Source organism: Paenibacillus sp. GYB004 (assembly GCF_036577605.1).
Taxonomy (GTDB): domain Bacteria; phylum Bacillota; class Bacilli; order Paenibacillales; family NBRC-103111; genus Paenibacillus_AB; species Paenibacillus_AB oceani.
In genome coordinates this window covers 299857-325017 of record NZ_JARBDB010000057.1, presented here as the reverse complement: position 1 = coordinate 325017, position 25161 = coordinate 299857, and the positions used below count along the sequence as shown (strand labels likewise).

18 protein-coding genes are annotated in these 25161 nt (G+C 55.1%); 15 read left to right on the top strand and 3 right to left on the bottom strand.

Annotated elements, in window-relative coordinates:
- The first annotated feature begins 6 nt into the window (after positions 1–6).
- Positions 7–3078 carry a hybrid sensor histidine kinase/response regulator gene (locus tag PV433_RS24600; protein ID WP_332074669.1) on the top strand — a complete coding sequence of 1024 codons (3072 nt, stop codon included), beginning with the start codon at positions 7–9 and terminating at the stop codon, positions 3076–3078.
- A gap of 29 nt (positions 3079–3107) precedes the next feature.
- Positions 3108–4232 (top strand): response regulator, encoded by a 1125-nt coding sequence (locus tag PV433_RS24595; protein WP_332074781.1) that lies wholly within the window; start codon positions 3108–3110, stop codon positions 4230–4232.
- 656 nt (positions 4233–4888) lie between these two features.
- Here the strand turns inward: PV433_RS24595 and PV433_RS24590 are convergent.
- On the bottom strand, positions 4889–5548 hold the full coding sequence (locus PV433_RS24590; RefSeq protein WP_332074780.1) for a transcriptional regulator: 660 nt from the start codon (positions 5546–5548) through the stop codon (positions 4889–4891).
- Between the two features lie 791 nt (positions 5549–6339).
- Between PV433_RS24590 and catA the strand changes: the two genes are divergently transcribed.
- The 3 genes from catA (at position 6340) to PV433_RS24575 (ending at position 9120) form a co-directional block, all read left to right on the top strand.
- Positions 6340–6990 (top strand): type A chloramphenicol O-acetyltransferase, encoded by a 651-nt coding sequence (gene catA / locus PV433_RS24585; protein ID WP_332074668.1) that lies wholly within the window; start codon positions 6340–6342, stop codon positions 6988–6990.
- A 164-nt stretch (positions 6991–7154) separates the two neighbouring features.
- Complete coding sequence (locus PV433_RS24580) at positions 7155–7985, top strand: helix-turn-helix domain-containing protein (RefSeq protein WP_332074667.1); 831 nt, start codon at positions 7155–7157, stop codon at positions 7983–7985.
- Positions 7986–8085: 100 nt separating this feature from the next.
- Complete coding sequence (locus PV433_RS24575) at positions 8086–9120, top strand: zinc-dependent alcohol dehydrogenase (protein ID WP_332074666.1); 1035 nt, start codon at positions 8086–8088, stop codon at positions 9118–9120.
- Here the strand turns inward: PV433_RS24575 and PV433_RS24570 are convergent.
- Both PV433_RS24570 and PV433_RS24565 read right to left on the bottom strand, forming a co-directional pair.
- The gene (locus tag PV433_RS24570) at positions 9090–10697 is read right to left on the bottom strand and encodes a sensor histidine kinase (protein ID WP_332074665.1); all 1608 of its coding nucleotides are present in this window, start codon (positions 10695–10697) and stop codon (positions 9090–9092) included. The genes PV433_RS24575 and PV433_RS24570 overlap by 31 nt on opposite strands.
- Positions 10694–11374, bottom strand: a complete 681-nt coding sequence (locus tag PV433_RS24565) for a response regulator transcription factor (RefSeq protein WP_332074779.1) — start codon at positions 11372–11374, stop codon at positions 10694–10696. Before PV433_RS24565 ends, PV433_RS24570 begins: the two co-directional genes overlap by 4 nt.
- Before the next feature lie 154 nt (positions 11375–11528).
- Between PV433_RS24565 and PV433_RS24560 the strand changes: the two genes are divergently transcribed.
- The 10 genes from PV433_RS24560 to PV433_RS24515 all read left to right on the top strand — a co-directional run bounded on the left by PV433_RS24560 (position 11529) and on the right by PV433_RS24515 (position 24695).
- A complete protein-coding gene (locus PV433_RS24560; protein ID WP_332074664.1) occupies positions 11529–12509 on the top strand; it encodes a carbohydrate ABC transporter permease in 981 nt (326 codons plus the stop codon).
- Between the two features lie 29 nt (positions 12510–12538).
- Positions 12539–13501 carry a carbohydrate ABC transporter permease gene (locus PV433_RS24555; RefSeq protein ID WP_332074663.1) on the top strand — a complete coding sequence of 321 codons (963 nt, stop codon included), beginning with the start codon at positions 12539–12541 and terminating at the stop codon, positions 13499–13501.
- 77 nt (positions 13502–13578) lie between these two features.
- Complete coding sequence (locus PV433_RS24550) at positions 13579–14736, top strand: efflux RND transporter periplasmic adaptor subunit (protein WP_332074662.1); 1158 nt, start codon at positions 13579–13581, stop codon at positions 14734–14736.
- Between the two features lie 12 nt (positions 14737–14748).
- Positions 14749–16128 (top strand): ABC transporter permease, encoded by a 1380-nt coding sequence (locus PV433_RS24545; protein ID WP_332074661.1) that lies wholly within the window; start codon positions 14749–14751, stop codon positions 16126–16128.
- Positions 16129–16169: 41 nt separating this feature from the next.
- Complete coding sequence (locus PV433_RS24540; protein ID WP_332074660.1) at positions 16170–17612, top strand: ABC transporter substrate-binding protein; 1443 nt, start codon at positions 16170–16172, stop codon at positions 17610–17612.
- Positions 17613–18492: 880 nt separating this feature from the next.
- Complete coding sequence (locus PV433_RS24535) at positions 18493–20427, top strand: FAD-dependent oxidoreductase (RefSeq protein WP_332074659.1); 1935 nt, start codon at positions 18493–18495, stop codon at positions 20425–20427.
- Positions 20428–21020: 593 nt separating this feature from the next.
- Positions 21021–22328 carry an ABC transporter substrate-binding protein gene (locus PV433_RS24530; RefSeq protein ID WP_332074658.1) on the top strand — a complete coding sequence of 436 codons (1308 nt, stop codon included), beginning with the start codon at positions 21021–21023 and terminating at the stop codon, positions 22326–22328.
- Between the two features lie 243 nt (positions 22329–22571).
- Positions 22572–23633: a hypothetical protein gene (locus PV433_RS24525; RefSeq protein WP_332074657.1), complete on the top strand. Its 1062-nt coding sequence runs from the start codon at positions 22572–22574 to the stop codon at positions 23631–23633.
- A 230-nt stretch (positions 23634–23863) separates the two neighbouring features.
- Positions 23864–24283: a DUF1801 domain-containing protein gene (locus PV433_RS24520; RefSeq protein ID WP_332074656.1), complete on the top strand. Its 420-nt coding sequence runs from the start codon at positions 23864–23866 to the stop codon at positions 24281–24283.
- 82 nt (positions 24284–24365) lie between these two features.
- Positions 24366–24695: a four-helix bundle copper-binding protein gene (locus PV433_RS24515; protein WP_332074655.1), complete on the top strand. Its 330-nt coding sequence runs from the start codon at positions 24366–24368 to the stop codon at positions 24693–24695.
- Positions 24696–25161 lie beyond the last annotated feature (466 nt).

Here is a 25161-nt window from a genome sequence, read left to right as displayed (position 1 = left end):
CAACCGTTGAGTAGAGAGTTTTACCGGAAGCTCGTTGGGATCGGCTCGATCTTTGCGATTTCGATCGTTCTGTTTATCGGAGTGTATTCCCAATCCATACCGAATCCAAGCTCGCCGCCTGCCAAGCAGGGGGTATTGGATTTATCGGATTGGGATTTTCGCGGCTCAGGGCTTGTCCGTCTGGACGGAGAATGGGAGTTTTATGAAGATCAGCTGCTGGAGCCTTCGGATTTTCGCCAAGGCACACGCCCGGAGGCCGCTTATTTATCAGTGCCCGGCACGTGGAAAGGAAAGCTGGCGGATGGCGGCATGACCCGCAAAGGGTACGGCACGTATCGGCTGAAAGTAATCGTTCCCGTAACGGACGAAGTTTTCGGACTGAAAATGAGAAGCGTCCGCATGTCCCACCGGCTGTTCATCAACGGCAAGGCGGAAGGAGAGAGCGGTCTGCCAGCAGCCGGGATGGACGAATACCGTCCGGGCAATACGCCGTATACTACATTTTTCCACACCGGTTCCCGCGAAGTTGAAATCGTGATCCAGGTGTCGAACCACGTTTTTGTCACCGGAGGCATCGTGAATTCGATCCCGTTCGGGCTGCACCACGCAATGACCAAGATGAACGGAATCCAGCTCGGCACCGACATTGCGATGATCCTCATTCTGGGCATGTTCGGCTCCTACCATCTCAGTCTTTATTTTATCGGACGAAGAGAACGGTCGTACTTGCTCAGCGGTTTCTATATGCTGATCCTGGTCGTGCAGAAATCGCTGTTCGGCGAGAAGATTTTGCAACGGACGCTGCCGGATCTCCCGTTCGAAATCGCCTACAAGCTGCTGGATGTAAGCGAATTTCTCAGCGCGGCGGTCATTATTTTATTTTTCTGCACGGTGGACCCTCGTCTGATGTCGCCCCGGAGGAGAAAGGCAGTACTGGCTCCGCTTGCCGTATACGTAGCCGCGGTTGTCGTGCTGCCCTACCACGAACACATCCAAGCGAAATATTTGTTTTATGTATACCTCGGTATCGCGATTCTGTGCATCATCGGCCGAATGATTTATTTGTACGGCAAAAGCGGAGGGCTCTCATCCGAGCGCAGGGAGCAGGCGCTATTTATCGGCGGGATCGTGTCGCTCCTCCTCTTTCTTGTCGATGGAAGCCTGTATGCGGAAAATCTCGTTCCTACGGATCTGGCGGGGAAATTCGGCGTCATCAGCTTCATCATCTTCATGAATATATTGCTTGCTGTACGTTTCTCGAACGCTTATGCCAAAACGGAAAGCCTGACGCATCAGCTGACGATATCCAATCAGTTGAAGGACGAATTTCTGACTAATACGTCCCATGAAATCAAAACTCCGCTTCACGGCATTATGAATATGACCTCCTATTTGCTGGACGACGAGGAGAACAATTTGACCGCGAAGCAAAAGCAAAACTTGTGGCTGATCAAGGATACGTCCATGAAGCTGTCGATGCTGATCCACGATTTGATTGACGTGACCCGCTTGAAGCACGGGGAGCTGCGCTTGCAGCAAACGGTAGTGGACGTGAAGGTTGCCGCGCAAATCGTATGCGACGTGCTGCAATTCGAACTTGCCGGCAAAGCCGTCCGGCTGGTCAATCAGGTCGACTCCGACGTATGGGTTTTGGCCGACGAGAACCGGCTGCGCCAAGTGTTATACAACCTGGTCCATAATGCGATCAAGCATACGGACCAAGGGACGATCGAGATCACCGCGACCGTGGAGAATGAGGCGGTTTATCTACATGTCGAAGATACGGGTACCGGTATTCCGCCGGAACGGCGTGATGCGATCTTCGAATATTTTGAACAACTGGACGGATTGCTTCCGCAGGACGGTTATACCGGTATGGGCGTCGGCCTGTACATCAGCCGCAAGCTGGTCGAACGAATGGGCGGGGACATTCGGGTGGCCTGGTCGGAGGTTGGCCGGGGGACGAGCATCGTTTTCACGCTGCCTGCCGTAAAGCGGATACCGGTGTACCGCGAAGCGGCATCCGCTTATGAAGAGCTGCGGCGGGTCGCTTTCGACGATGCTCCGCTGGATATTGTAAACCAGCAGGGGGATACGATACTGATCGTTGACGACGAGGCTTCCAATATCCACAGCTTGCTTACCATTTTGAAGCGGCATCGTTACAATGTGGTTGTCGCGTTCTCGGCCAAAGAGGCGATGGACAAAATGAAACAGCATCCGGATGTCGATCTCGTCATTCTGGATGTAATGATGCCGGGAACGTCCGGCATTGAGCTGTGCCAGACGCTGCGCACACACTATTCGATTCTGGATCTGCCTATCCTGTTTGCGACCGCCAAGGATACTACGCAGGATATTGCGCTTGGCTTCAGGGCAGGAGCCAACGATTATGTAACCAAGCCGTTTGACGGGGAGACGCTGATCGCCCGAATTCAGACGCTGATCGCGATGAAAACTTCGATTCAGGAGGCGATTCGCAACGAGCACGCGTTTCATCAGGCACAAATCAAACCGCACTTTTTGTACAACGCGCTCAGCAGCGTAATCTCCTTTTGCTACACGGATGGAGAAAAAGCGGCCTATTTGCTAACCATGCTCAGCCAATATTTGCGGTACATTCTGGACATGGACCGTTCTACCTTGTTCGTCCCTCTATATCGGGAGCTGGAGCTGATCGAGGCGTACGTGGAGATTGAAAAAGCCCGATTCGGGGAGCGGTTCGATTTTGTCTGCACCTCCGACCCGAAACTGAACCACATCGAAATTCCTTCCTTATGCATCCAGCCGTTCGTGGAAAATGCGATCAGGCACGGGCTGTTCGAGAAAGAAGGACCCGGGAAGGTAACGCTTGCGATTCGCGAAGGAGAGGGATATATTCAAGTAACGATCGAAGACGACGGGGTCGGAATTCCGGACGATTTGCTGTATCACTTGTCTGCAGGCGAACGAAAAACCGGCGGCATCGGCATCTCCAATATCCGCAAACGTCTGGATACGATACCGGGTGCCGCTCTGACGATCCGCTCCGAGCCGGGACTCGGAACTAAAGTAATGATGTATCTGCCGGCCAGTTAAGGACGGGCTTACTTACTGAGAGAGGAGGAATAGCTCTGTTTCAAGTTTGTATTGTCGAAGACGAAAAGCCGATTCTTGACTTGATGAAGGTAATCATCGGCCGCAACCCCTATTTTACGATCACAGGAACGTTCGTTAGTCCGCTGGAGGCGCTGGACCATCTGCCCCGCCTCAAGCCGGACGTCGCGTTTCTGGACGTGGAGATGCCGAGGATGAACGGGCTCGAGCTTGCGCAAAACATCAGCAAGTTATCGGAGCGGACCAAAATCGTATTTACAACCGCCTACAGGCACTACGCGCTGGAAGCGTTCGATGTATATGCGCTGGATTATATTTTGAAGCCTGTAACGCCGGCGGCAATCGAACGGGTCGCGGACCGTCTCCTGAAGCTGCATCGTCCCGTCGTCCTGAACGGGCACAGGGCTTGGACTTCTGCGATCAAATGCTTTGGGGGACTGGATGTCCGGAGTCCGGAGGGAGCTCCGGTTCGTTTTCCGACACGCATGACGGAGGAGCTGTTCGCCTATTTCCTGTGTCATCCGGGCAAGGAACAGAGCAAGTGGCAGCTCGCCGATATGTTGTGGCCGGATATGAAAGAGGAGCGGGTATCCCATAATCTGCACAACACGATCTACCGGTTGAAGAAACTGTTGAAAGAGAACGGAATCGGCATGGATATACAGAAGTCTAACGAAGGCTACCTGCTGGATACGGGGCATGTGTTATACGATGTGTTAGCCTTCGAGAAGGAATACGACGCTTTGACGGGCGCGGGCGATCCGAAAGATGCGGAGCAAGCGGAACGGCTGTGCGCCCTGTACAAAGGGCCTTTGCTCGACGGGAAGCCGTACCTGTGGAAAATGCCTCTGGAGGAAGCCCATTTCAACAAATATACGGCGCTCGTTCGTTATCTGATTACCGAGGACCTCGCTAAGCAGAAATGGTTGAAGGCGGAGCAGCGGCTGGAAGCGTACGTTTCGTTGTACCCGGTACACGAGGAGATGAACCGGACCTTGATGGGGCTTTATGCGATGAGAGGCGATAAGGAGAAGATTGTCAGACAGTATTCGGTATTCGAGCATACGTACCGTAAAGTGCTGGGGCTGGAGCCTCCTCAGGAGCTGAGGGACCGGGTCGCGTCCTGGCTGGGGTGAAAGCTGTTGAATAGGGAAGAAGAAGCTAAAAAGCTTTTGCGGGAATGGGTGCTGCAGAAGCTTTTTTTTGTATGCCCGGCAGTACTTGGGGTGAAGTGCAATCTGCATGCGAATGTGCCTCTTCATTGTAGGGCGGACGGTCGGTCGACAAACGGGCCGTGCAGGCTTGAAGCGCCGCTTCCGAACCAAAGATTGCTTTTAGAACTTCTTCACCTTGTTAAAACGGGGATGAGCACGGAATATAGCTAACTCAGCTCTAGCGGCCCCGGAATACAGCTAGCCATGCTCTGACGGCCCGGAATATAAGCTAACCGTGCTCTAGCGGCCCGGAATACAGCTAGCCATGCTCTAGCGGCCAGGAATATAAGCTAACCGTGCTCTAGCGGCCCGGAATACAGCTAGTCGTGCTCTAATGGCCAGGAATACAGCTAACCCGGCTCTCCCCCTACTCTAACGGACATGGTGGAGGTTATTTCGCTAATAAACCGTATTTTAAAATGTAACGGTCACCACAGCGCTTATTTACTCCGAACCACCTCCAAAAGAGACGTTTCCCAACAAATAAGTGCATCTATGTCCGTTAGAAATCAAAACGATTGAAATTCACCGTAATAACGGCCGTTGTGTCCGTTAGAGTTTTTGTTCTTATACACCATTCACGACTTGCGCTCCCAACAGAGCCGATATGTACGATATCGCTGTTTCCCGCTGACTACGATTAACAAATTTCGTTCGACTAATCCATGCAAGATGCGCCGGGTATGACGATCGGAAAGTCGAAGGTGACCGGCCAGGTCGGCTGCTGAAAAACAATGGAGCAGACGGCGGGCGAATCGAAGCGCTTCAGCTTCAGCCCAATCCAGGTCCGACGACACAGGGGTGGAGATAAATTTTCCGATAAAAGCTAGTACAAGCTGTTTGCAAAATTCGGGTTCTTCGACTATGGAAAGGTAGGCAACAGTGAGCAGGGTCCAGTCGTCGAGTACCAGCATGGAATGCTTCTTGCACAAATCCTTGAAGCGTGAAACACCGATGTCTCTGGCGTGAGAGCGATAATCCTGAATTTCAATGCAGCCTTTGGCGCCTCCGGGCATATACGCCAGATCGAGATAGCGTACGGCATTATGAACATCCTTGACTTCCCATTCGGGGTACAGATGATCCAAATTCCCGACTGCCGGATACCAGCAGGATCGTAGAAACTCCACGGTGCTGTGGGTCAATCCTTTTTCAAGGAATTCACGCCTTCTCGGATTTTTCTCGTTCGCCATGTTTCGTTGCAGCCATTCCTCATAAGCTTTAGTAAATAAGCTCATTGCCCCGTCTCCTTTCATCCATACAAAAAGCCGCTCCAATACGGCATCCATAAACAGACGCTCGTATTAAAGCGGCATATGCTTCACGCCGATTCAATAGGGTTAGAGTATAACCGATTATCCCGAATACGACAATTGTGAACACGTGATCCTCTGAAAAAAAGAGCGTCGTTCAGGCGTTTTCCCCGGACGATCATTTTTAAATGCAGGAATACTGCCCATCGCCTCACCCATGCGCGAACCTAGAGTCTGGCCCTGGTTTCCATCTCCATCTCCACCTTCGCGACCGATCGGCATACAGACAAACGCTTTCGACAAAAGCGATGTCCGAGTCCGTTAACGTTTTTCCTGCAAGCCCTGTGTGGACGGTTACGATTTTGTAATCCAAATGTAACAAACGCTTCACGTTACATTAAGGTTCGAACGTTACTATGAAATAGACCCCTTTTATAATATAAACCTTGAACCCGCGGCCCGTTGCCGGCGGGTTCCTTTTTTGGCGTTTTATTTTTTAAGGTGTTAAAGCGGCAAAATGACACGCCAAATCCTCCGTTTTCGCCAGAGGCATTCATTGTGGAAAAGGCTTTGTCTAGAAGCTTTTCTTATCCTAGCAGACTCGCTTTGCCGCACGCGCCTCTTCGTGACCGTTATAGCCAAACTGTCCTTTGGAGCCGCGCAAGCCGGATGGTATAATGAACACAAAAACGAACAGGAATGTGATGAGGTTATGATTAAAGCAGTGGATGCAGCCTCCTAAAATAGCAATCCACTATTCTAGGAGGGACGATACGATGAATTTCACTCGGATTGATTTGGATACATGGAGCCGGAAACCTTACTTTGAACATTATTTAGACCGTGTCCGATGCACGTACAGCATGACGGCCAACCTCGACATTACCCGGTTGCTGGCGGAAGTTAAGTTAAAGGGGATCAAGCTGTACCCGGCCCTGCTGCACATGATCGCCGCCGTAGTGAACCGCCACCGCGAGTTTCGCACCTGTTTCGATGCCGAAGGCCGGTTGGGCTATTGGGACCGAATGTCTCCCGGCTATACGATTTTCCATGACGACGATAAAACTTTTTCGTCCATATGGACTTCGTACTGCGACGATTTTAATGCATTTTACAGGCGCTATCTGGACGACAGCAATAAGTACGGAAACGTCAAAGGATTGGCCGCAAAACCAAACGAGCCGCCGAATACGTTCCCGATCTCCAGTATTCCCTGGGTCAGCTTCACCAGCTTTAACTTGAACATCTATAACGAGGGAACCTATTTGCTGCCTATTTTTACAATGGGCAAATATTTCTCGCAAGACGGGAAAATAGTAATCCCCTTATCGGCACAGCTTCACCATGCCGTATGCGACGGTTATCATGCCGGCGTGTTGTTTAGAGAGCTGCAGGAGCGGGCGGAGGCATGTACGGACTGGTTATGAAACGATTCAGTGCTCCTCAGACCCTCCCGTCCGAAGAAGCTGTAAGAGAGCATAGGGAATGAGCGATTACAAGGCCATCTTTCTATTTCCTGCGAGACGAACTGCCGGAATAGTCAGGGGCCTTGTTCCCGTCTTTACTTCGATTCATGAGGATGTGAGCGTCCATGATGAAGGATACCATCATCTCGTCCTTGCTGGAAACGGCGGAGCTGAACGTACTTCAATTCGATATCCACCGGCTCCGTGCGATGAATTACCGTAATCGCGTGTTCGAGCACTATTACATGATGACTTATGTGAAAAGCGGCTCGGCCAAGCTGCGGGTCCGGGATCGAATCTATGAGATCACCCCGGGGACTGTCATTTTCATCCCTACCTTTCTGGAGCACGACCAGTACATGGACAGCGAAGAGGAGACCGAGTTCTTATGGTGGCACTTTACGTACAAGATTCATAATCGGATCGATGTGCTGCCGTTTCTGCAAATTCCTTATCTGTATCCGCTGCGGAATCATGAACGGTTCGAAGCGGTATTCGATGAATTTATGTGCTCCACGGCGAGGGAAGGACGCCTGCCCAACATCATTTTGCACAAGGCCAAATCGCTGGAGCTGCTTTATCTACTTCTGGATAACGCAGTAGGAGCCGTCGATCCGGGGGAATCCCCGCAGCCGTCCCACAGTTTTTTGTCCATCCTGCTGAAGATCGTCACCCGCCCCGAAGCAACGCTTTCGTTAAAGGAGCTGGCCGTAGATTTACATATGAATCCGACTTATGTCAGCAACCGGTTCAAAGAAATGTTCGGCACATCGCCGATTCTGCTTCAGCGTGAAATCAAGATCGCCAAGGCGAAGAAGCTGCTGGAAATGCGCGAGATGAACATTACCGAAATCAGCCGGATTCTCGGCTTTAACGATATTCAGACGTTTACCCGGTTGTTTAAGAAATATACCGGCATATCCCCGGGGCAATACAAAAGGCTGTTCAACCTGTAAAAGTGTTAAACTTCAACAAAGGCATGCTCTACGTTGTCTGCCCCTCCCGGTTATACAATACTCCCAAGAGGAATTTATTCCGACTTGAGGAGGTTCCAGGATGGACACTGTAAACATCGTATTCGCAGACAAGGAAAAGGTAGAGGTCCGCAAGGAAACGCTCGAAACTTCGCTCGGGCCTTCGCAGCTTTTGTGCGCCGCACGTTGTTCGCTGATCAGTACAGGCACGGAGATGCAATGTCTGAAAGGCGTATTCGACGCGGATACGAACTGGGCGGGGTGGGTCCGATATCCGTTTCGTCCCGGATATTCGATGGTGGCGGAAGTGCTTGAGGCCGGAACGGAAGTTCGCGGCATACGGAAGGGCGACCGGGTGTTTGTCGAGAATGCGCACGCCCAATATTTCAAAACGGACGCAGGAAGCGTATGCCTTCTTCCGGACGGAATCAGCGACGAGCAGGGAGCGTGGATCAATCTCGCCAAGACGACGCAACTCGGCGTAAGAAGAGCGGAGCTGCAGCTCGGGGAGACAGTCGGCGTGATCGGGCTCGGCCTATTGGGACAGCTTGTTACGCAATATTTGGCTCTTTCCGGAGTGCAGCAGATTTTCGCCATCGACCCGGCGAAGGACCGCCTGAAGCTGATTCAGGAACGTCCGGGCCTTCATCTGCTCGCTATGGATGCGGGTGAAGCACAAGATGAGATTCGCCATGCAACCGAAGGCCGGATGCTGGACGCCGTCTTTGACGTAACCGGTCATCCGGCGGTTCTGGCCCGGGCTACCAAGCTCGTCAAACCTTTGGGACGCGTAATATTGCTGGGGGATACGGCGACGCCTTCGCGGCAGGAGATGGGGCATAACGTCGTATCGAATTCCGTGTCCATCCTGGGCATTCACGGCACTATGACGTACCGGTCCTGGACGCATTCCGAGATGGCCGATTTGTTTGTCACTTATTTGCTTCAGCGCCGGATGGAGGTGTCGGGATTAATCACGCATCGCTATTCGCCGCTGGAAGCGGCGGATGCCTACGATATGTTAACCCGAAACCGGGGCTCGGCTATGGGCGTGCTTCTGGACTGGACGAAGCTGCCTGCGGAAAGCTACTCGCCCGCAAGCGGCAGCGTGAAGTAAAAAACGACGCCGTTCGCTTCGTTGCGCACCCCGAACCTGCTTCCGTGCAAGGTTAAAATATTTTTGACGATGGCCAGACCGATTCCGGAGCCGCCGAGCCCTCGATTGCCCGATTTGTCCACGGTGTAGAACGTATCCCAGATGTGCGGCAAATCCGTCTCCGGGATCGGCTCGCCCTCGTTAAACAGCAGCACCTCGATCGTTCCGACCGAGCCGGGGACGCCGGCGCCCGGCCCTTCGGCAGTGACGATCCGGATTTTTCCGCCTTCGGGCGTATGCCGGATCGCGTTGCCAAGCAAATTCGTGATGACTTGCCCGATCCGAAATTCGTCGCCCATCACGACCGCATCCGCATCCTCGAGCTCGACCCCGCAGAAAATCCGCTTCTTGTTCAGCTCCACGAACATTTTATCCGAAAGCGATTCGGCCAGCGTCCCGATCCGGAAAGGCTCCTTGCGAAGATTGAACTTCCCGGCTTCGAGCTGCGAGAGGTCGAGCATATCGCTTACGATATTGGCCATCCGTTCCGTCTCCGAGACGATGACGTCCAAATATTCCTCCTGCCGTTCCCCCTGCACGATCCCGTCCTTCAGCCCTTCCGCATAACCGCCGATCAGGCTGATTGGGGTTTTCAGCTCGTGCGAGACGCTCGCTACGAATTCTCTCCGCAGCCGCTCCAGCCGTTTCTCGTTTTCGATATCCGCTTTTAATTGCTCGTTGGCTTTATGGAGCTGACCGAGCGTGTCGTTCAGGTTTTGCGACAAAAAGTTCAGCGTTCCGCCCAAGCTGCCGATTTCGTCGCGCGAGCCGTCCTCGCACCGGACCGTAAAGTCCAGCTTCGCCATCTGGCCGGCGGCTTCGTTCAGCTTGACGAGCGGCCGGGAGATCATCCGGGAGAACAAGTACGTAAGCAGGACGATCAGAGCGATGGCGAGAAGCAGGAAGTAGACGTAAAAATCGCGTACGATCCCGGCCGCTTCTCCTACCGGTTGAAGCGACATGACGGCGAGCAGGACGTTGTCCGTAGCGTCGCCGTTCTTAAGCGGAGCGATGGCGGCGATCGTGCTTGTACGCGGATTCGCGCGGTCGCTGACGTTAGCGAACGAGACCGTTTCGCCAAGATTGATCACCCTCCGGACAAGAGCGTTGTTCTCTTTCCAGCTGTTCATCGCCGTCAGCACGTCTTTCAGCCCGTTGTCGGGGAGAGGCGGGCGGAGCAGCTGCTGCTGCCTTTGGACGGCATTGCCGTCTTTATCTACGACCTGCACGAACGAAAAACGCGGCTGGGTGCCGAGCACGAGCGACCCGTCCTTCAACTGGCCGATCGCCATCGTGGCGGAATACTGCTTCTCGAAGACGGAGAACTGCTCGACCAGACCGGACAAATCGTCCTGCGATTTATAATAAGTGCTGCGAAACGTTTCGAGCGCACTTTTCAGCTCGTTTGTTTTTTTGCGCTCGTAATACGATTCGAAAAAGCTGGATTGCACGGCCATAAGCAGAGACAGGAAAAATACGAGCAGCAGCGACGTCAGGACGAACAGCTTCGTCGATATTTTACGGAATCGTCCGATCATCGCCTCACCTCGAATTTGTACCCGAACCCTTTGAGTGTGGCGATCAGGTCCGATTTGTGCTCCAGCTTCTGCCTGACGCGCTTGATATGCGTATCGACCGTACGGATGTCCCCCTCATAATCGAAACCCCATACCTGGTTTAAAATCTGATCCCGCGACAAAGCCATGTTCGGATTCCGGTACAAGTACAGTAGCAGTTCGTATTCTTTGCGGGTGAACAGGATTCTCCGCCCGTCGATGCGGATCTCATGGGCGTCCAGATCCAGCTCCAAGCCTTGGATGGATACGGTATGATGACCGGCGCCGCTTCCTTCGTCCAGTCGTTTGAACAGCGCTTTGATTTTGGCGATGAACACCTTCGGGCTGAACGGCTTCGTGATGTAATCGTCCGCGCCGAGGTCGTACCCGAGCAGCTTGTCGTACTCTTCCGATTTGGCCGTCAGCAGCACGATCAGCACGTTGGACGTCTCGCGAATCGCTCTGCAAGTGTCGAAGCCGTCCATAAACGGCATCATGATATCCAGGATGACGAGGTCGACCCGTCCGGCTTCGTATCGTTCCAGAGCTTCCCGCCCGTTCGCTGCCTCGATTGTATTGAAGCCCTCGTGACGCAAATAATCGACCAGCAGCTTGCGCATCTTCAGTTCGTCCTCGACGATCAGCACCGTTTTACCCATCATGACCACGCTCCCGCACCCATTGTAGCACCAGTTCACACGGTTGTCACATTGACCGGATACGATACAATTGCAGCCCTGTAAGCCAAATTCGTAACAATTATTACCAGCGAAAGCACCCAATTCGAACGGAAAGGCGGTGTGCAACTTTCGAATGAAAACCAGCTGGAAACGGCTGATGAAGCGCACAACGTTCCCGTCTCCGGCATCCTCCGGCGATCTTGCGGGATTTCAAACCGGCGGCCGGAACGCTCCGGCTCCGCGCAAACGCCGCCGCTTGCGGTTTCACGACGGTTGGATAGCCGGCGTTTTTCTGGCGCCTAGCCTGGCCGGGTTCTCGGTCTTTTTCCTCCTCCCGTTCGGCGTCGGCTTTTATTATTCGTTAGTCGATACTCCGGTCGACGGCACGTTCGTCGGACTGCGCAATTATACCGAGCTGATCGGCAACGGCGTATTCCGGAGAGCTGCGCTCAATACGCTGCTGTTCACGCTCGTAAGCGTTCCGCTGAACATGCTGCTGTCGCTGCTGCTCGCGATGCTGCTGAACCGGAGCGTTTACGGACGCAATTGGCTGCGCATCGGCTTTCTCGCTCCGCTCGTTATTCCGGTAGCCTCCGTCGTCCTCGTCTGGCAGTCGCTGTTCGACCTGAACGGGAGCGTGAACGGGCTTCTCGTGGCGTGGGGCGCAGGGGCGGTAGACTGGATGGAAAGCCCGATGGCGTTCTGGGTTGTCGTCATCGTTTATTTATGGAAAAACGTCGGCTACAACATGGTGCTGTTTCTCGCCGGACTGCAGAATATTCCGGGTGAATACTACGAAGCCGCCTCGATCGACGGGGCCGGCCGCTTCCGCCAGTGGCGGACGATTACGCTCGTTTATGTGACGCCGACGGCATTTTTCGTGTTCATTATGTCGATCGTCAATTCGTTCAAGGTATTTCGGGAGACGTATATGATTGCCGGGGAATATCCGCAGGAGCGCATCTACATGATGCAGCATTACATGAACAACATGTTCAAATCGCTCGATTACCAAAAGCTGACCAGCGCCGCCTTTATGATGGCGGTTGTGATTGTCGCGCTCGTCTTTGTGTTGTTTACGGTAGAACGCCGGATAGCAAGGTCGATCGGATGATACTCGAACGGAAAGGGGGGATACAGCGGATGAGGAAGGATGAGGCGGCAGTGCCGCTCTATAGAGGGACCGCTCCCGCCCGAAGCGGGCCGTCCTGGAAGCGTCGGACGTTCAGGCTCGGGGCCGGGCTGCATAAGGCGCTGCTGACTGCTTTTCTGCTCGGACTCGCCAGCGCATTCGTCTTCCCGATCGTGCTGACGCTGACGAACTCGCTGATGGCCGAAAGCGAAATAACTGGGATTTACGAGGCGATATCGGGCGACGGCACGGGACTCGATCCTCGGTTGGCAAGCTCGTACGTCCGTCTGAAATGGATTCCGGACTTGGTAACGATTAGACAATACTACGATGTTCTGGTGAAAAAACAGCCGTTTCTGCTCATGTTCTGGAATTCGGTGCTGATGGTCGTTCCGATTATCGCCGGACAGCTGGTCGTCGCGTCGCTGGCGGGTTATGCGTTCTCGCAGCTCCGGTTCCGGTTCAGGGAGCCGCTGTTTTTTATGTACATCGTGACGATGCTGATGCCGTTTCAGGTGACGCTCGTGCCGAATTTTATCGTGGCCGACAAGCTTGGGCTGCTGGGCTCGTATTTCGCGATTATACTTCCCGGCATTTTTGCGGCGTTCGGCGTCTTTTTGATGCGGCAGTTCATGCTTGCGATTCCTTACAGCTACATCGAGGCGGCGCGGGCGGACGGAGCTGGACATCTCCGGATTTTTCTAGGCATCGTGCTGCCGATGTGCAGGCCGGGGCTGGCTGCCCTCGCCATCCTCGCGTTCGTCGACAACTGGAACATGGTCGAGCAGCCGATCGTTTTTTTGCGCGATGCGATCAAGCAGCCGCTCTCGGTTTATTTGTCGGTGATCGGCGAAGGGGAGCGGGGGATCGCGTTTGCCGCTTGCGCAATCTATATGGCTCCGATGCTGCTGCTGATGCTGTACGCGGAGCAGTATTTGATCGAAGGGATTCAGCTGTCGGGTTTAAAGGGCTGACACGCGTGCAGTGTTAACCGACACCGCCGTCCGAAAAGCAGGACGAAACACGAACTAACGGAGGTGAACGAACGGTCATGGAGTCTCTGGACATCCCGCAGCAGCATCTCTCACAGCCGGCGGCCGCATCCGCGCGCAAGCGGATGATCCGGAGCGTTATTGCCGCTTTTGCTTTGCTGATGATTACCCTTACTTTGTTTTCGAACACGCTGCTTCATTACTCGCTTCCCCAAGTCACGGTCGAGAAGGCCGCCCCCGGAGCTTTGTCGCATGAAATCGCGGGTTCCGGAGCGGTGGAGGTCGCGGAAACAGCTGAACTCAACGTCGATACCCGCTGGACGGTCGATCAGGTTTTCGTCAAAACCGGCGATAAAGTAACCGCAGGCCAGACGCTCGTCACGTTCAAGACGGATGACGCCCGCGGCTCGCTGATGGACGAGGAGGCTCGCTACGAGCAAAAAAAGCTGAACGTGCAAAAGCTGCAGGACAATCTCGTCGAAGCGATCAAAAACGGGAACGTGCTCCAGGAGCGGTCGCTGGAGCGCGATCTTGACAGCGTCAAGCTCGATATGCAAATTCAGGAGCGCAAAATCAGGCAGCTACGGGAGCAGCTCGAGCGGGGAGCGGAGCTGGTCTCAACCGTAACCGGTACGTTGATCGAGCTGAACGCGACTGAAGGGCTAGTCCCGGCAAGCGGCCGCTCGATCGCGAGAGTAACCGACGAGTCGAAGGGGTACCGGTTCAAGACGACGATCGATTCGTCCAAGACGAAATATGTCAACGTGGGCGATACGGTCGAAGTGATGATCCCGTCCCTCAGCAACGCCAGATTGAACGGCCGTCTGAGCGCCATTAACGATCCCGTCAGCGGGACGAGCAGCACGGCCTCGGGCGCGAATGCCAGCCGCAAAGAGCTTGTCGTGGAATTGACGGACGACCGGCTCCGGGGCGGGGAAACGGGAGAATTGTTCGTATCCAAAAAGATGTCCCAGTCCAGGATGCTCGTCTCGAATGCGGCGGTTCGGGAAGACGACAGCGGCAAGTACGTGCTTGTGATGAAGCAGGTCAAAGGGCCGCTCGGCGATGAAATGTACGCGCAGCGTGCGGCCGTCACGATTATCGATGGAGATGACGATAAATCGTCGATCGACAGCGGCGTGAGTCCGCTCGACCAGATTATCGTATCGGGCAGCAAGCCGGTCCGGGACGGAGACCGTGTCATGCTGGCGCCATAAGGAGGAGGAGCTTTGATACGATCGTACAGAACATCGTGGCTCGTCTTCGCCGGGATGCTGCTGCTCGTCGCCTGTTTTGGGCTGGCAGAGTCGTTTCTCACCCAGTGGCGCGATCTGAACGGCACGGAATCGCTGGGCAAGCTCGGGGTTAACGCCGACCTGTCGGCCGATCCGTCCGGCTCCGCGCAGCTGACGTTACAGGAGGCCGACAAGCTCGTCGGGAAGTGGGGGCGTCCGGCGTTTTACTCCGCCCGTACCGTTGACGCCGTCTCGAGCGGAGACAAGCGGACGGAAGCGGACGTTTTCGGCGTCAGCGCGTTATACGACCGCTTCGCGAACTTCCCGCTCGTTCGGGGCAGCCTGCTGACCGGGCGGTCGATTGTGGAGCATGCGAGGGTCGTCCTGATCAGCTCGGATCTCGCCGACAAGCTGTTTCGCACCCGGGATGTCGTCGGAATGCCGATGCAGATTATGGGGGCTACGTTTAAAATTGTCGGCGTCTACGAGGCGTCTACGTCGCTGCTTCACAAGATGACCGATAACGGCAAGCCGGATCTGCTCGTACCGGTTACGACGCTGACCGAGCTCCGTCCGTCGATACGGGTTTCGGCTATCGAGCTGCAGGCGGGTCCGGGCGCGGTAATTACCGGGGAGACGGAAGTAAGGAACGCACTGGCCGCGATAGGCATATCCCCGTCCGGCTACCGGATCGTGAATTACGCGGCGGAGCGGGACTGGATCGCCCAGATGCCGAAGCTGCTGCTGGCGGCGGTCGGGCTTGCCGGGATCGGCTGGTCGGTTCGGCTTGTGATCGGCCGGATCCGCAAGATCGGACGTCAGCTGCGGCGGGGGCTTGCAGCCGAAGATTGGCCGGACGTGCTGCGGAGCCATTGGAAGACGCTTGCCGCGGATCTGGCCGCGATTGCCGCGCTGCTCGCAAGTATGCTGGCCATATGGCTGGCGATCCGGCACCGGTATTACATCCCGGCACGGCTGTTTCCGGAAGAACTGATCGATTGGAGCTTTTACCGGGACTTATGGCTGGCCGAGTGGCGGCGTCAAGTCGCTGCGATGGGGTATGTGGCCACGCCCGGGGAGCTGATCCATATGCGGGTTGAGCTGCTTGTCGGCAGACTAACGTGTACCGGACTTCTGGCCGGCTTGCCGCTCGTGTGGATCGGACTGCGCCAGTGGGCGCTGGAAGGCGTTGATCTGGCCGCAGGGATCGTCCGTCTGGCTGCATATACGTGCGCAGCGGCAGTGATCTCGGCGGTGGCCGCCCAACTGGCCGGGACGGATTATGTCATTCGGCCGCAGGATCTGTTCGTGATCGTTTGTATGCCGGTCTTGGGGGCGCTGGCTCAAAACGCCGCGAACCGGCGTCGCCGATAGGCCGAGGAGGCTTGCATTTATATGAATGGGGAGGAACAACGATGACGAGGAGACAAACATGGCGCAGATGGATCGCCGGAGGCACGCTGTTATCTATGGCGATGCTATCTGCATGCGGAGGAGCCGGGGGATCGCCGGCGGGCAATACGGATGCCGGAGCCGGCGCTGCGGAGGGGGAGAAAGGGAATGCCGGAGCAAAGTTGGCCGAACCGGTTACGCTGACGTTATCGGTGCAGTCCTCGAACCGTTTTCTCGAGCTGGCCAAGCAAAAATTCGAGGAGAGCCATCCGAACGTCAAAATCGAGATCAAGGAAAGCATCGCCGCTCCGAAGTCCGACGGCAAAACGATGATCCGCAAAGGGGAAAAGCCCGACCCGAAAGATGCGGAGAAGTTCACGAGCACGGTCAATACCGAGCTGATGAGCGGCAGGGCGTCGGACATTCTGATCACCGACGAAAATTTCCCTTACAAGAAATACGCCGATAAAAAGCTGCTGGAAAATATCGCCGATCTGATGAAAAAAGACGGCTCGTTCAAGCGGGACGACTATTATTCCAACGTATTCGACGCGATGGTATACAAAGATGGCATCTATGCGCTTCCGGCCAAGCTGACGCTGAACGGGCTGCTCGGCAATCAGGACGCGCTCGGCGGCGTCAGCCTGAACGACGACGTATGGACGTGGCACGATTTCAAAGCCGCCGTCGAGCCTCTGGCCCAGGATGCGAACAAAGACGGCGTTCCGGACCGGTATGCGCTGATCAACACGAGCGGCGCCGCACTGCTGTCTCAAATGGTCGATTCCAGCTACGGAAAGCTCGTCAACGACGCGAACAAGAAGTTTGACACCGGTTTGTTCACGGACATGCTCAAGCTGAGCAAAGCGATGGCGGACGCCAAGCTGGTCACCCCGGAAAGACCCGAGCGGGCCGACATCCTGTTTCAGGCGTTCTCGCCCCTTCAGTACGAAGACATGATTCTGCTCAGCCAGATGCAGTTCGGCGGCAACGGAGCTTTTTACAAAGTGCCAGCCTATACCGATTCAAAGGGACTTTCGTTTACGTCCGATATGCGGCTCTCGATCAATGCCAAATCCGGCCATAAGCAGGAGGCGTGGGAATTCGTCAAGCTGCTGCTGTCCGAGGATATGCAGAAAACCCGCGAGCTGTCCGGCTTTGCGGTCAACCGCAAGGCGAGCTTGGAGCGGCAGGCGCAGCTCAAGGAAATTGGATCGGGCGACGGCAAAAACCAGATCAAGCTGATGACGAAGGACGGCAAAGAATTCAAGCCGCGCCCGGCGGAGCAAAAGGATATCGACGCGATCGAACAGGCGCTGTCGGAACTCCGGGTATACGCGGATACCAATCCGAAGGTAAAAGCGATCGTCGAGCAGGAAGCCGGCCCGTTCTTTTCCGGCCAAAAATCCGCCGAAGAGGTGGCTAAGTCGGTTCAGAACAAGGTGAACACTTATTTGCAAGAGTAAGGAATGAAAGATTTTTAATGGAATGCAAGCATCCTGAACCGCGTTAGCGGGACGGGATGCTTTTTAACAATTCGGAATGGTTGGCTAACGCAGGTCATTCACCGTGTCGGGGTCGGCCCTGCGTCTTGCTTATAGACAGGAAGGAACCGGATAAGAGCGGTTTGCAGCGTTTATTTTGTCCGAAACCATCTTGGATGGGGAAATAAGAGCGAGTTGGGGCTTCTATAATCGGCAAAAAGGGTGCAGACCCCGCCAGTTGGTTGAAGTAAGGGGTGCAAACCGCTTTTATTCGCTTCTGTTTATCGATTAGGCTGAAAATAGAGGGTGCCAGAAACTCTTATTTTGTTATATAGCAATAGCCTACGGCATTACGTTTTTCAGCGTATCTGAACACGACCTGCTCGCAGAAAGCTGTCTAAAGGGCGAATCATCAATACAACCAAAACATCGAATGCCAGTCGAGGCTCGTAAGCCGCGGATCTGTTCTTTCGTCAAGTAGCCCAGCTTTTCCGCCGTCCGGACGACTAATTGGCGTGTAGACTCGGACATCCCCGGTTTTCCTTTTAACGCTTTGGATACCGTTTGGACGGTCAATCCGAACCCTCTGCGATTGTTCGAAGGGTGATTGATTTGATTACGGGCATAGAAGCACCTCGATCGGGGAGTCATAGCAGCATCGTAACACGATCCGGCGAATTTAGGAATGCGCTATATCGATGGGAAGCCTTGGTGCTGCCCATTTTTTGATTAAACTAAAGTGATACTAGAAGCAGCGATTCAGACGTTTATAATGGGTTACAGACGGAGACCTCAGCTAGAATAAGGCAGAAACGCCGTGAAGCGGGATCGAATAAAACCGGAACATAGAGGAGAGTTTACTGTGCAACCTTTACACACTCAGGCGGATACGATCGTATATGGAGGAACACCTGCCGGCATCGGTGCGGCCATCGCATCGGCGCGGCGCGGGAAACGCGTGCTTCTGATCGAACCTTCCGCTTTCGTCGGCGGTTTGATGACGAGCGGTCTGGGAGAGACCGACATCCGTTCGGTGGATACGTCCGGATCGGTGTTCGGCGAATTTCTGACGCTCGTGCATGAGCACTACGTATCCGTATACGGCGAGCAGTCGCAGCAGGTGAAGGATTGCTGCGGAGGCTTGAGATTCGAGCCTTCCGTAGCGCGTAAAGTGATGCATACGCTGCTTGGAAATGAGCCCGGAGTTACCGTACTAGTTGAACGGCAGCTTCTCTCCGTTCAGATGGAAGGCGGACGGATTGCAGGTGTGGAGGCCGAGGACGTGCGGTCGCGCGAGAAAACGGCGTACCATGCGCATCAGTTTATCGACGCCACGTATGAGGGGGATCTGGCGGCCATGGCCGGTGTGCCGTACCGGATCGGACGCGAATCCCGTGACGAATGGAACGAGGAGCTGGCCGGCAAGCTGTATTGCGAATACAACACGAAGGAGATTCTTCCCGGCAGTACGGGGGAAGGCGACGAGTTGCTGCAAGCGTACAATTTCCGGCTCTGTATGACGAACAATCCGGATAACCGGGTACCGTTTACCAAACCGGCTCATTACAACCGCAACGAATATACTAGCTTGCTCGGCGATATTGCGGCGGGCCGGCTGAAAACATTCGGCGATGTAATCAAGCTGTCGCCTATCCCCAACGGCAAAACGGATACGAACAATCACCACAACTGTTCGTGCTCGACGGATCTGCCGGGCGAAAATCACGGCTACCCGGAAGGAAACCGTTCGGAGCGGGAGCGGATCGCGACTCGCCATCGGGAATACATCCAGGGGCTGCTCTGGTTTCTTCAGGAGGACGGAGAGCTGCCGGAGACGTTCCGGGCGGAGGCGCGGAAATGGGGGTATGCGGCGGACGAATTTCCGGAGACCGGCCATTTCCCACCGCAAATCTATGTGCGGGAAGCACGGAGGATCGTCGGACGGTACGTGTTTACGGAAAACGATGCCAGACTCGCGCCGGGGTTGAACCGGTCGCCCGTGCATTACGACAGTATAGCGACCGGCGACTATGCGATCGATTCCCATGCGACCCGCAAGCGGGAGCCGATCGGGCAAAATCGGGCGCTGGAAGGATTCCTCGGCTTCGGCAAGCTGACCGAAGTGTATCAGATTCCGTTCGGCGTAATGGTGCCGGAGCAGGTAACGAATCTGCTCGTTCCGGTCGCGGTATCGGCTACGCATATGGGCTTCGGAACGATCCGGATGGAGCCGTTCTGGCTGCAGCTCGGCTTTGCCGCTGGAGCCGCCGCTTCGATGAGCCAGACGCTCGGGACCTGCGTTCAGCAGATCTGCATCGACAAGCTGCAGGACGAATTGATCGAAGCGAACCAGCTGATCACCTATTTCCGTGATGTGAAGGCGAATCACCCGGCGCACGCGGCGCTGCAATATTTCGGGACGAAGTCGTTTTTCACCAGCTACGAAGCGCGCCCGGACGAGAGCTGCACCTTGGCCGACGCCTCCATGTGGCTGAACCTGGCCAGAGCGCTGCCCGGCGGCGCCCGCTTGCCGGCGCTTCCCGCGACGGACCGGATTGCACCGGCCGGCACGGATATCGGGCCGCGCAAGCTGGCGGAGGAAGAGCCGTACCGGACGTACTGGGCGGCGAAGCCGAACCTGTCGCGGCCGATGGCGGTACGGTGGATCGCGGCCGCCCGCCGCTCGCTCGGAGTCGAGTACCGCAGTCCGCTTGAGGAGGGCGGTCTGGAGGACGTGACTCGCGGCGAATTCGTTACGGCGCTGTACGAGTTGCTGAAGCTCTCGCGAAGCCAATAATCGCCTTGGCTGTCTGACTCAGAGATGATGATGAGGGTGCTGGTGCTAGTTCTGGTACTGGTACTGGTACTGGTACTGGTACTGGTGCTGATGCTAATGGGGATTGGGTGGCTGTCTCCCAAGTCATGTTGCGATTTTTCGCGCTCCGCTTCCAACCGATATTCCTCGAGAAAAAGGAAAGGACCTCAGCCTCCACGTTACCGTGGAAGTGAGGTCCTTTCGTTTAGGCAGGATTCTTTCTGAAATTAGTCGAAATTTAAATGATTCCCTGCAGAGAAGCAGGAATATTTCGCAGAATGAGCCAAAACGCTTTACACCATCCCCCTGCCCCGTGGCCCAACGCCTTCGCGCAAGCAGTGGGATGCGTTCCTTCACCCCGCACCGCGGGCCCAACGCCTGCGCGTAAGCCAGGGTTGGTCAGCCGTCGTGTGACTGGGTCCCCGTGCGCCGGGAGCCGCTGCCCCTTTGCCGCCCTGCTTGAAATAAAGTATAAGCTGTTTGATCATTATGTGCATGTAAAGCGCTTACAAAATTCTTTACTATGAAATTAGAAACACACGCGTGGCACTTACCATGATCAGGGAGGGGCTCGAATGAAAAAGAGAGTGGTTTCGGCAAGTGTATTGGCTATCGCCGTATTGACGGCGGCGGCCGGATGCGGGGGCAAGGAAGGCGGCGAGCAGGGACAGCAGGTTAAACCGGAGGTCAACAAAGATCCGATCACGCTGCAGCTGGCGGTTCAAGGAACGGGAGCCGTCGTCGACCCGGAATTCCAGGCGATCGTAAACGAGCACTTGAAGAAGAAGTATCCGCACATCACGATCAACTACAACCCGGAGAGCCAGGGGACGACGATCGATGCGCTGCTGGCGGCCGGAACTCCCCCCGATATTATCATCACCTTCAACGGCAATCTAGCTTCGTACCGGGACAAAGAGCTCGTATACGATATGACGCCTCAGTTCCAAACGAACGGAGTCGATCTGGGCCGGTTCGAAGCCACGTATATAAACGATGTCAAAAACGCTTCGGACAAAGGCGAGCTGTACGGCTTGCCCGTCAACGTCAACTACCACGCCATGTATTATAACAAAGACATTTTCGATAAATTCGGGGTCGCGTACCCGACGAACGGGATGAACTGGGATCAACTGCTCGATACGGCCCGGAAATTGACGCGTAAAGAAGGCGGAACCCAATACCGCGGCCTCGATCCCGGATCTACGATCATCTGGATGTCGCAGCCTTTATCGATTGCGGTCATCGATCCGAAGACGGACAAAGCGATTATCAATACCGACAAATGGAGAAGAGTATTCGAGCTGGCGAAGTCGATCTACGACATCCCGGGCAACGGCTATATAGCTGAATCGCCTAAGGATCAGTTTATGAAAAGCAAAACGCTCGCGATCCTGCTCGATCTGAATATATTGAACCAGCTGGCGAGTGCGGAGAAGGAAGGACTGAACTGGGACGTCGCCCAATACCCGAGCTATCCCGAGCAGCCGAACACGTACGGCAATGCAAGCGTGTATGTTGCGGTCGGCACCAAACCGAGCAAGTACAAGGATGACGTCGCCAAGGTCATCGATCTGATGTCTTCAGAAGAGGTGCAGCTCGCCTTGTCCCAGAAAGGCAGACTGTCTCCGCTCCGGAGCGAGAAGGTGAAGGATGCGCTCGGCAGCGAGAACCCGGCTCTGAAAAACAAAGACCTGCCTTCGATCTTCAAAAGCAAGCCGGTCCCGTACCCGGTGGCCTCGATCTATCGCAGCAAAGCGGAAAGCGCGGCCGTCACGATATTCAGACAATATCTGAACGGCGGGATGGACGTTAATACAGCGCTGAAGCAGACGGAGGAAGCGGTGAACAAATTGGTCGAAGCCGAGAAAGGGAAGCAGTAGCAACACCACCAGCACCAGCACCAGCAGCGGAAAGGGTAAGCGGTTTAGCATTCACAGTCGGCTTGCACTTTCTGCTATCGCAGTAGGCTAGCGCCTTCCAGCAAGTGTAATCCGCTAGCGTATTCCCGCTAGCGCACTCCCCTTCCCGCGGGGCTAGCTCGATTCCGGGTCCGGGTCACACCCGGTACCCCTTTATCGCAATGGCAAACGATGCGCCTTCCCGTCTAAGGAGGCGCATTTTTCGTGCGCGTTTGGCCGCAAACGGATGATTTATCGGGTTTCTTTGGTTATAATTTTCTGAATGAGCTGGAATGGGGGAAGCGCATGAGCATCTACAACAATATTTTTCATTATTTTCGCGGCCAGACGAGCGGCCGGTCAGGCGAATCTCCGGTTCTTCAGCTGGAGAATAACGTGACGAAAGCGTTCCTGAACATGCTGGAGCATGCGGACGTTTCTTTATTCCGATCGTTTTGCCGCGAACTCGGGATAACACCGCCCTCCGAGAAGCCGGAATATCATATTCAGGCGGCTTCCACCTTTCGGCAGCGATCGGCGCTGGGAGGCGTGCTTGCCATCGCCAGGGAGGCGGACGTCAGCACGGAAGGCGAGCCCCATTCGTATACGATAGCGGACGGAGCGATAGTCTCGCCGGAACTGGCGCTCGTTCTTGAAGTAAAAATAAAGGACGACCGGTTGTACCGCAGTCAGCTGGACGGCCATAAGAAGCTGCTGGCCCATTCGGAGCAGCTAGCGTCCGATCCGATCGTCCGGACTTGGGAGCAGATTTTCGGGTTTCTGAGGCAGGCGAAGCTCACGTACGAGAGCAGTGGGGACGCGCTTTCCAGCTTTTTGATCGGGCAGTTTCTCGACTTCAGCCAGACGAACTGCATCGCCAAGGATCAGCTCGAAGCGGAAGATATCCTGAGAAGATTTATGACGGAACGCGAACGCCGGATGGCCGGCGAGATTCACCGTTACATTCTGAACCACGAGGCATGGAAGCCCAACATCCTCGTATCCGTTCCGAAGCGCGGAGACTGTATCGAGTACAAGCTCGCCGGCAAACAACACCGCAACTTCCTGACGCTGCTCGCGGACGACCGGGTCCGAGGTCTGATTGTGCGCAGAGACGGCGAAGGCGGGGCAGCGCTGCAGCCGGAAATCGACCGCCTGACGAATATTCCTTTCGACCGAACCGGTTTTCACAACGGAAATGAAGCTTACATCCGTTTCGACTTCTGGAAGGACGACTGGACAGGCATCCGTCCCTTTATTGATGCGACCGGGCAATACAGGCTGTGATACGCCGGCCGCCAGCCGGGATCTTATATATACGTAACTAGGCATATACGAAAAGAGCAGTTTGGCTTAAAATGGAACTAACGACGGTATACCAATAAACGATGACTGCCGCCCTTTCTCATAACGAGCGACAAGCTGCATATGAGCGCGGCCGGCAGGATCGCCGGCCGAAATTGGGGGAACGGGACGTCCCGGGACCGGCGGCAGATCGGTAAGGAGCGTACGCGTATATGGCAGCGAATCCAAAGAAAACGGCCAAATTAACCGGCAGCGAGCAGGTCCTGCTCTTCCTGAATGAGCTCGAACATCCGCTGAAGCCGGAGATCGAAGACGTCCGGACGATCATTCTGGAGGCGGACGCCCGGCTGACGGAGCATATCAAGTGGAATGCTCCTAGCTTTTGTATGAACGGCGAAGACCGGATCACGTTTCAGCTTCATGGAAAAGAAATGTTCAGACTGGTGTTTCATTGCGGGGCGAAGGCGAAGCGGCATGCGGAGAATAAACGGTTGATCGAGGACGGTACCGGGTTGCTCGATTGGGCGGCGAATGACCGGGCCATCGTCAAGTTTGCCGGCAGGAGCGATGTCGAAGCAGGCCGGGACAAGCTGGCCGAAGTGATAAGGAAATGGCTGGAAGCGGCGGTTTAGCCGAAAATCGCGGAGCGCATGGTGGTTTCAACCAGACTCGTCGGGGTAAGAAACAGTATACGGCCGATGGGAGGTTCCGCTAATGTCAACCGAACAAATACAGAGTTGTATGGAAGAATGCCTGCAAGCTGTGATGGCCTGCAATCAATGTTACCAGGCTTGCCTGGAGGAAGACCATGCCGGCATGTTGAAGGCAAGCATCCGCCTCAGCCGGGAATGCGCGGAGATTTGCGCCTTCGCCGCCCAAGCGATGTCGTTGAACAGCTCGTACGCGAAGCAGATCTGTATGATTTGTGCGGAGGTATGCGAAGCTTGCGCTCAAGAATGCAGAAAGCATGATCACGACCCTTGTCAGCGCTGCGCCGAAGCGTGCTACTCCTGCGCATTGGCATGCAAGGCGATGGCCGGTTAACCGGATGGAGGCATGTGAGAACGAACGGAATGCCGCATGTGTCAATGAATAGCGGCGGCGCGGTTCAAAGGAAATGAAAGGTGCCATTGCGGCAGGCGGGCAGCGTATTGCGGTACTTCATCCGTTGTTTATGGACTACTTTTTTGCGCTGGACACGCCGCCGATCGCAGAGCAGAAATCCCCTTCCCTCCCGCGCGCTGGCTTATAGTTTGCACGTCAGAGAAGGGGCTGTCTCCATAGCCGTACTGCGATTTTTCGAGCCCTGTCTAGAACCGATTTTTCTCGGGAAAAGGACCTCAGTCCCCACGTTACAGTGGGAATTTGAGGTCCTTTCGTTTGAAAAGGGGGACCGTCCCCCTGATTATAAACACTTTCGGACAGCCCCTTTTCAATAACTCCCGAAGCCTTCGCCATGCTCCCCGGGTGGCCGCTGCCCGAGGCAGAGGCAAGCCCAGCGCGTCTCGTC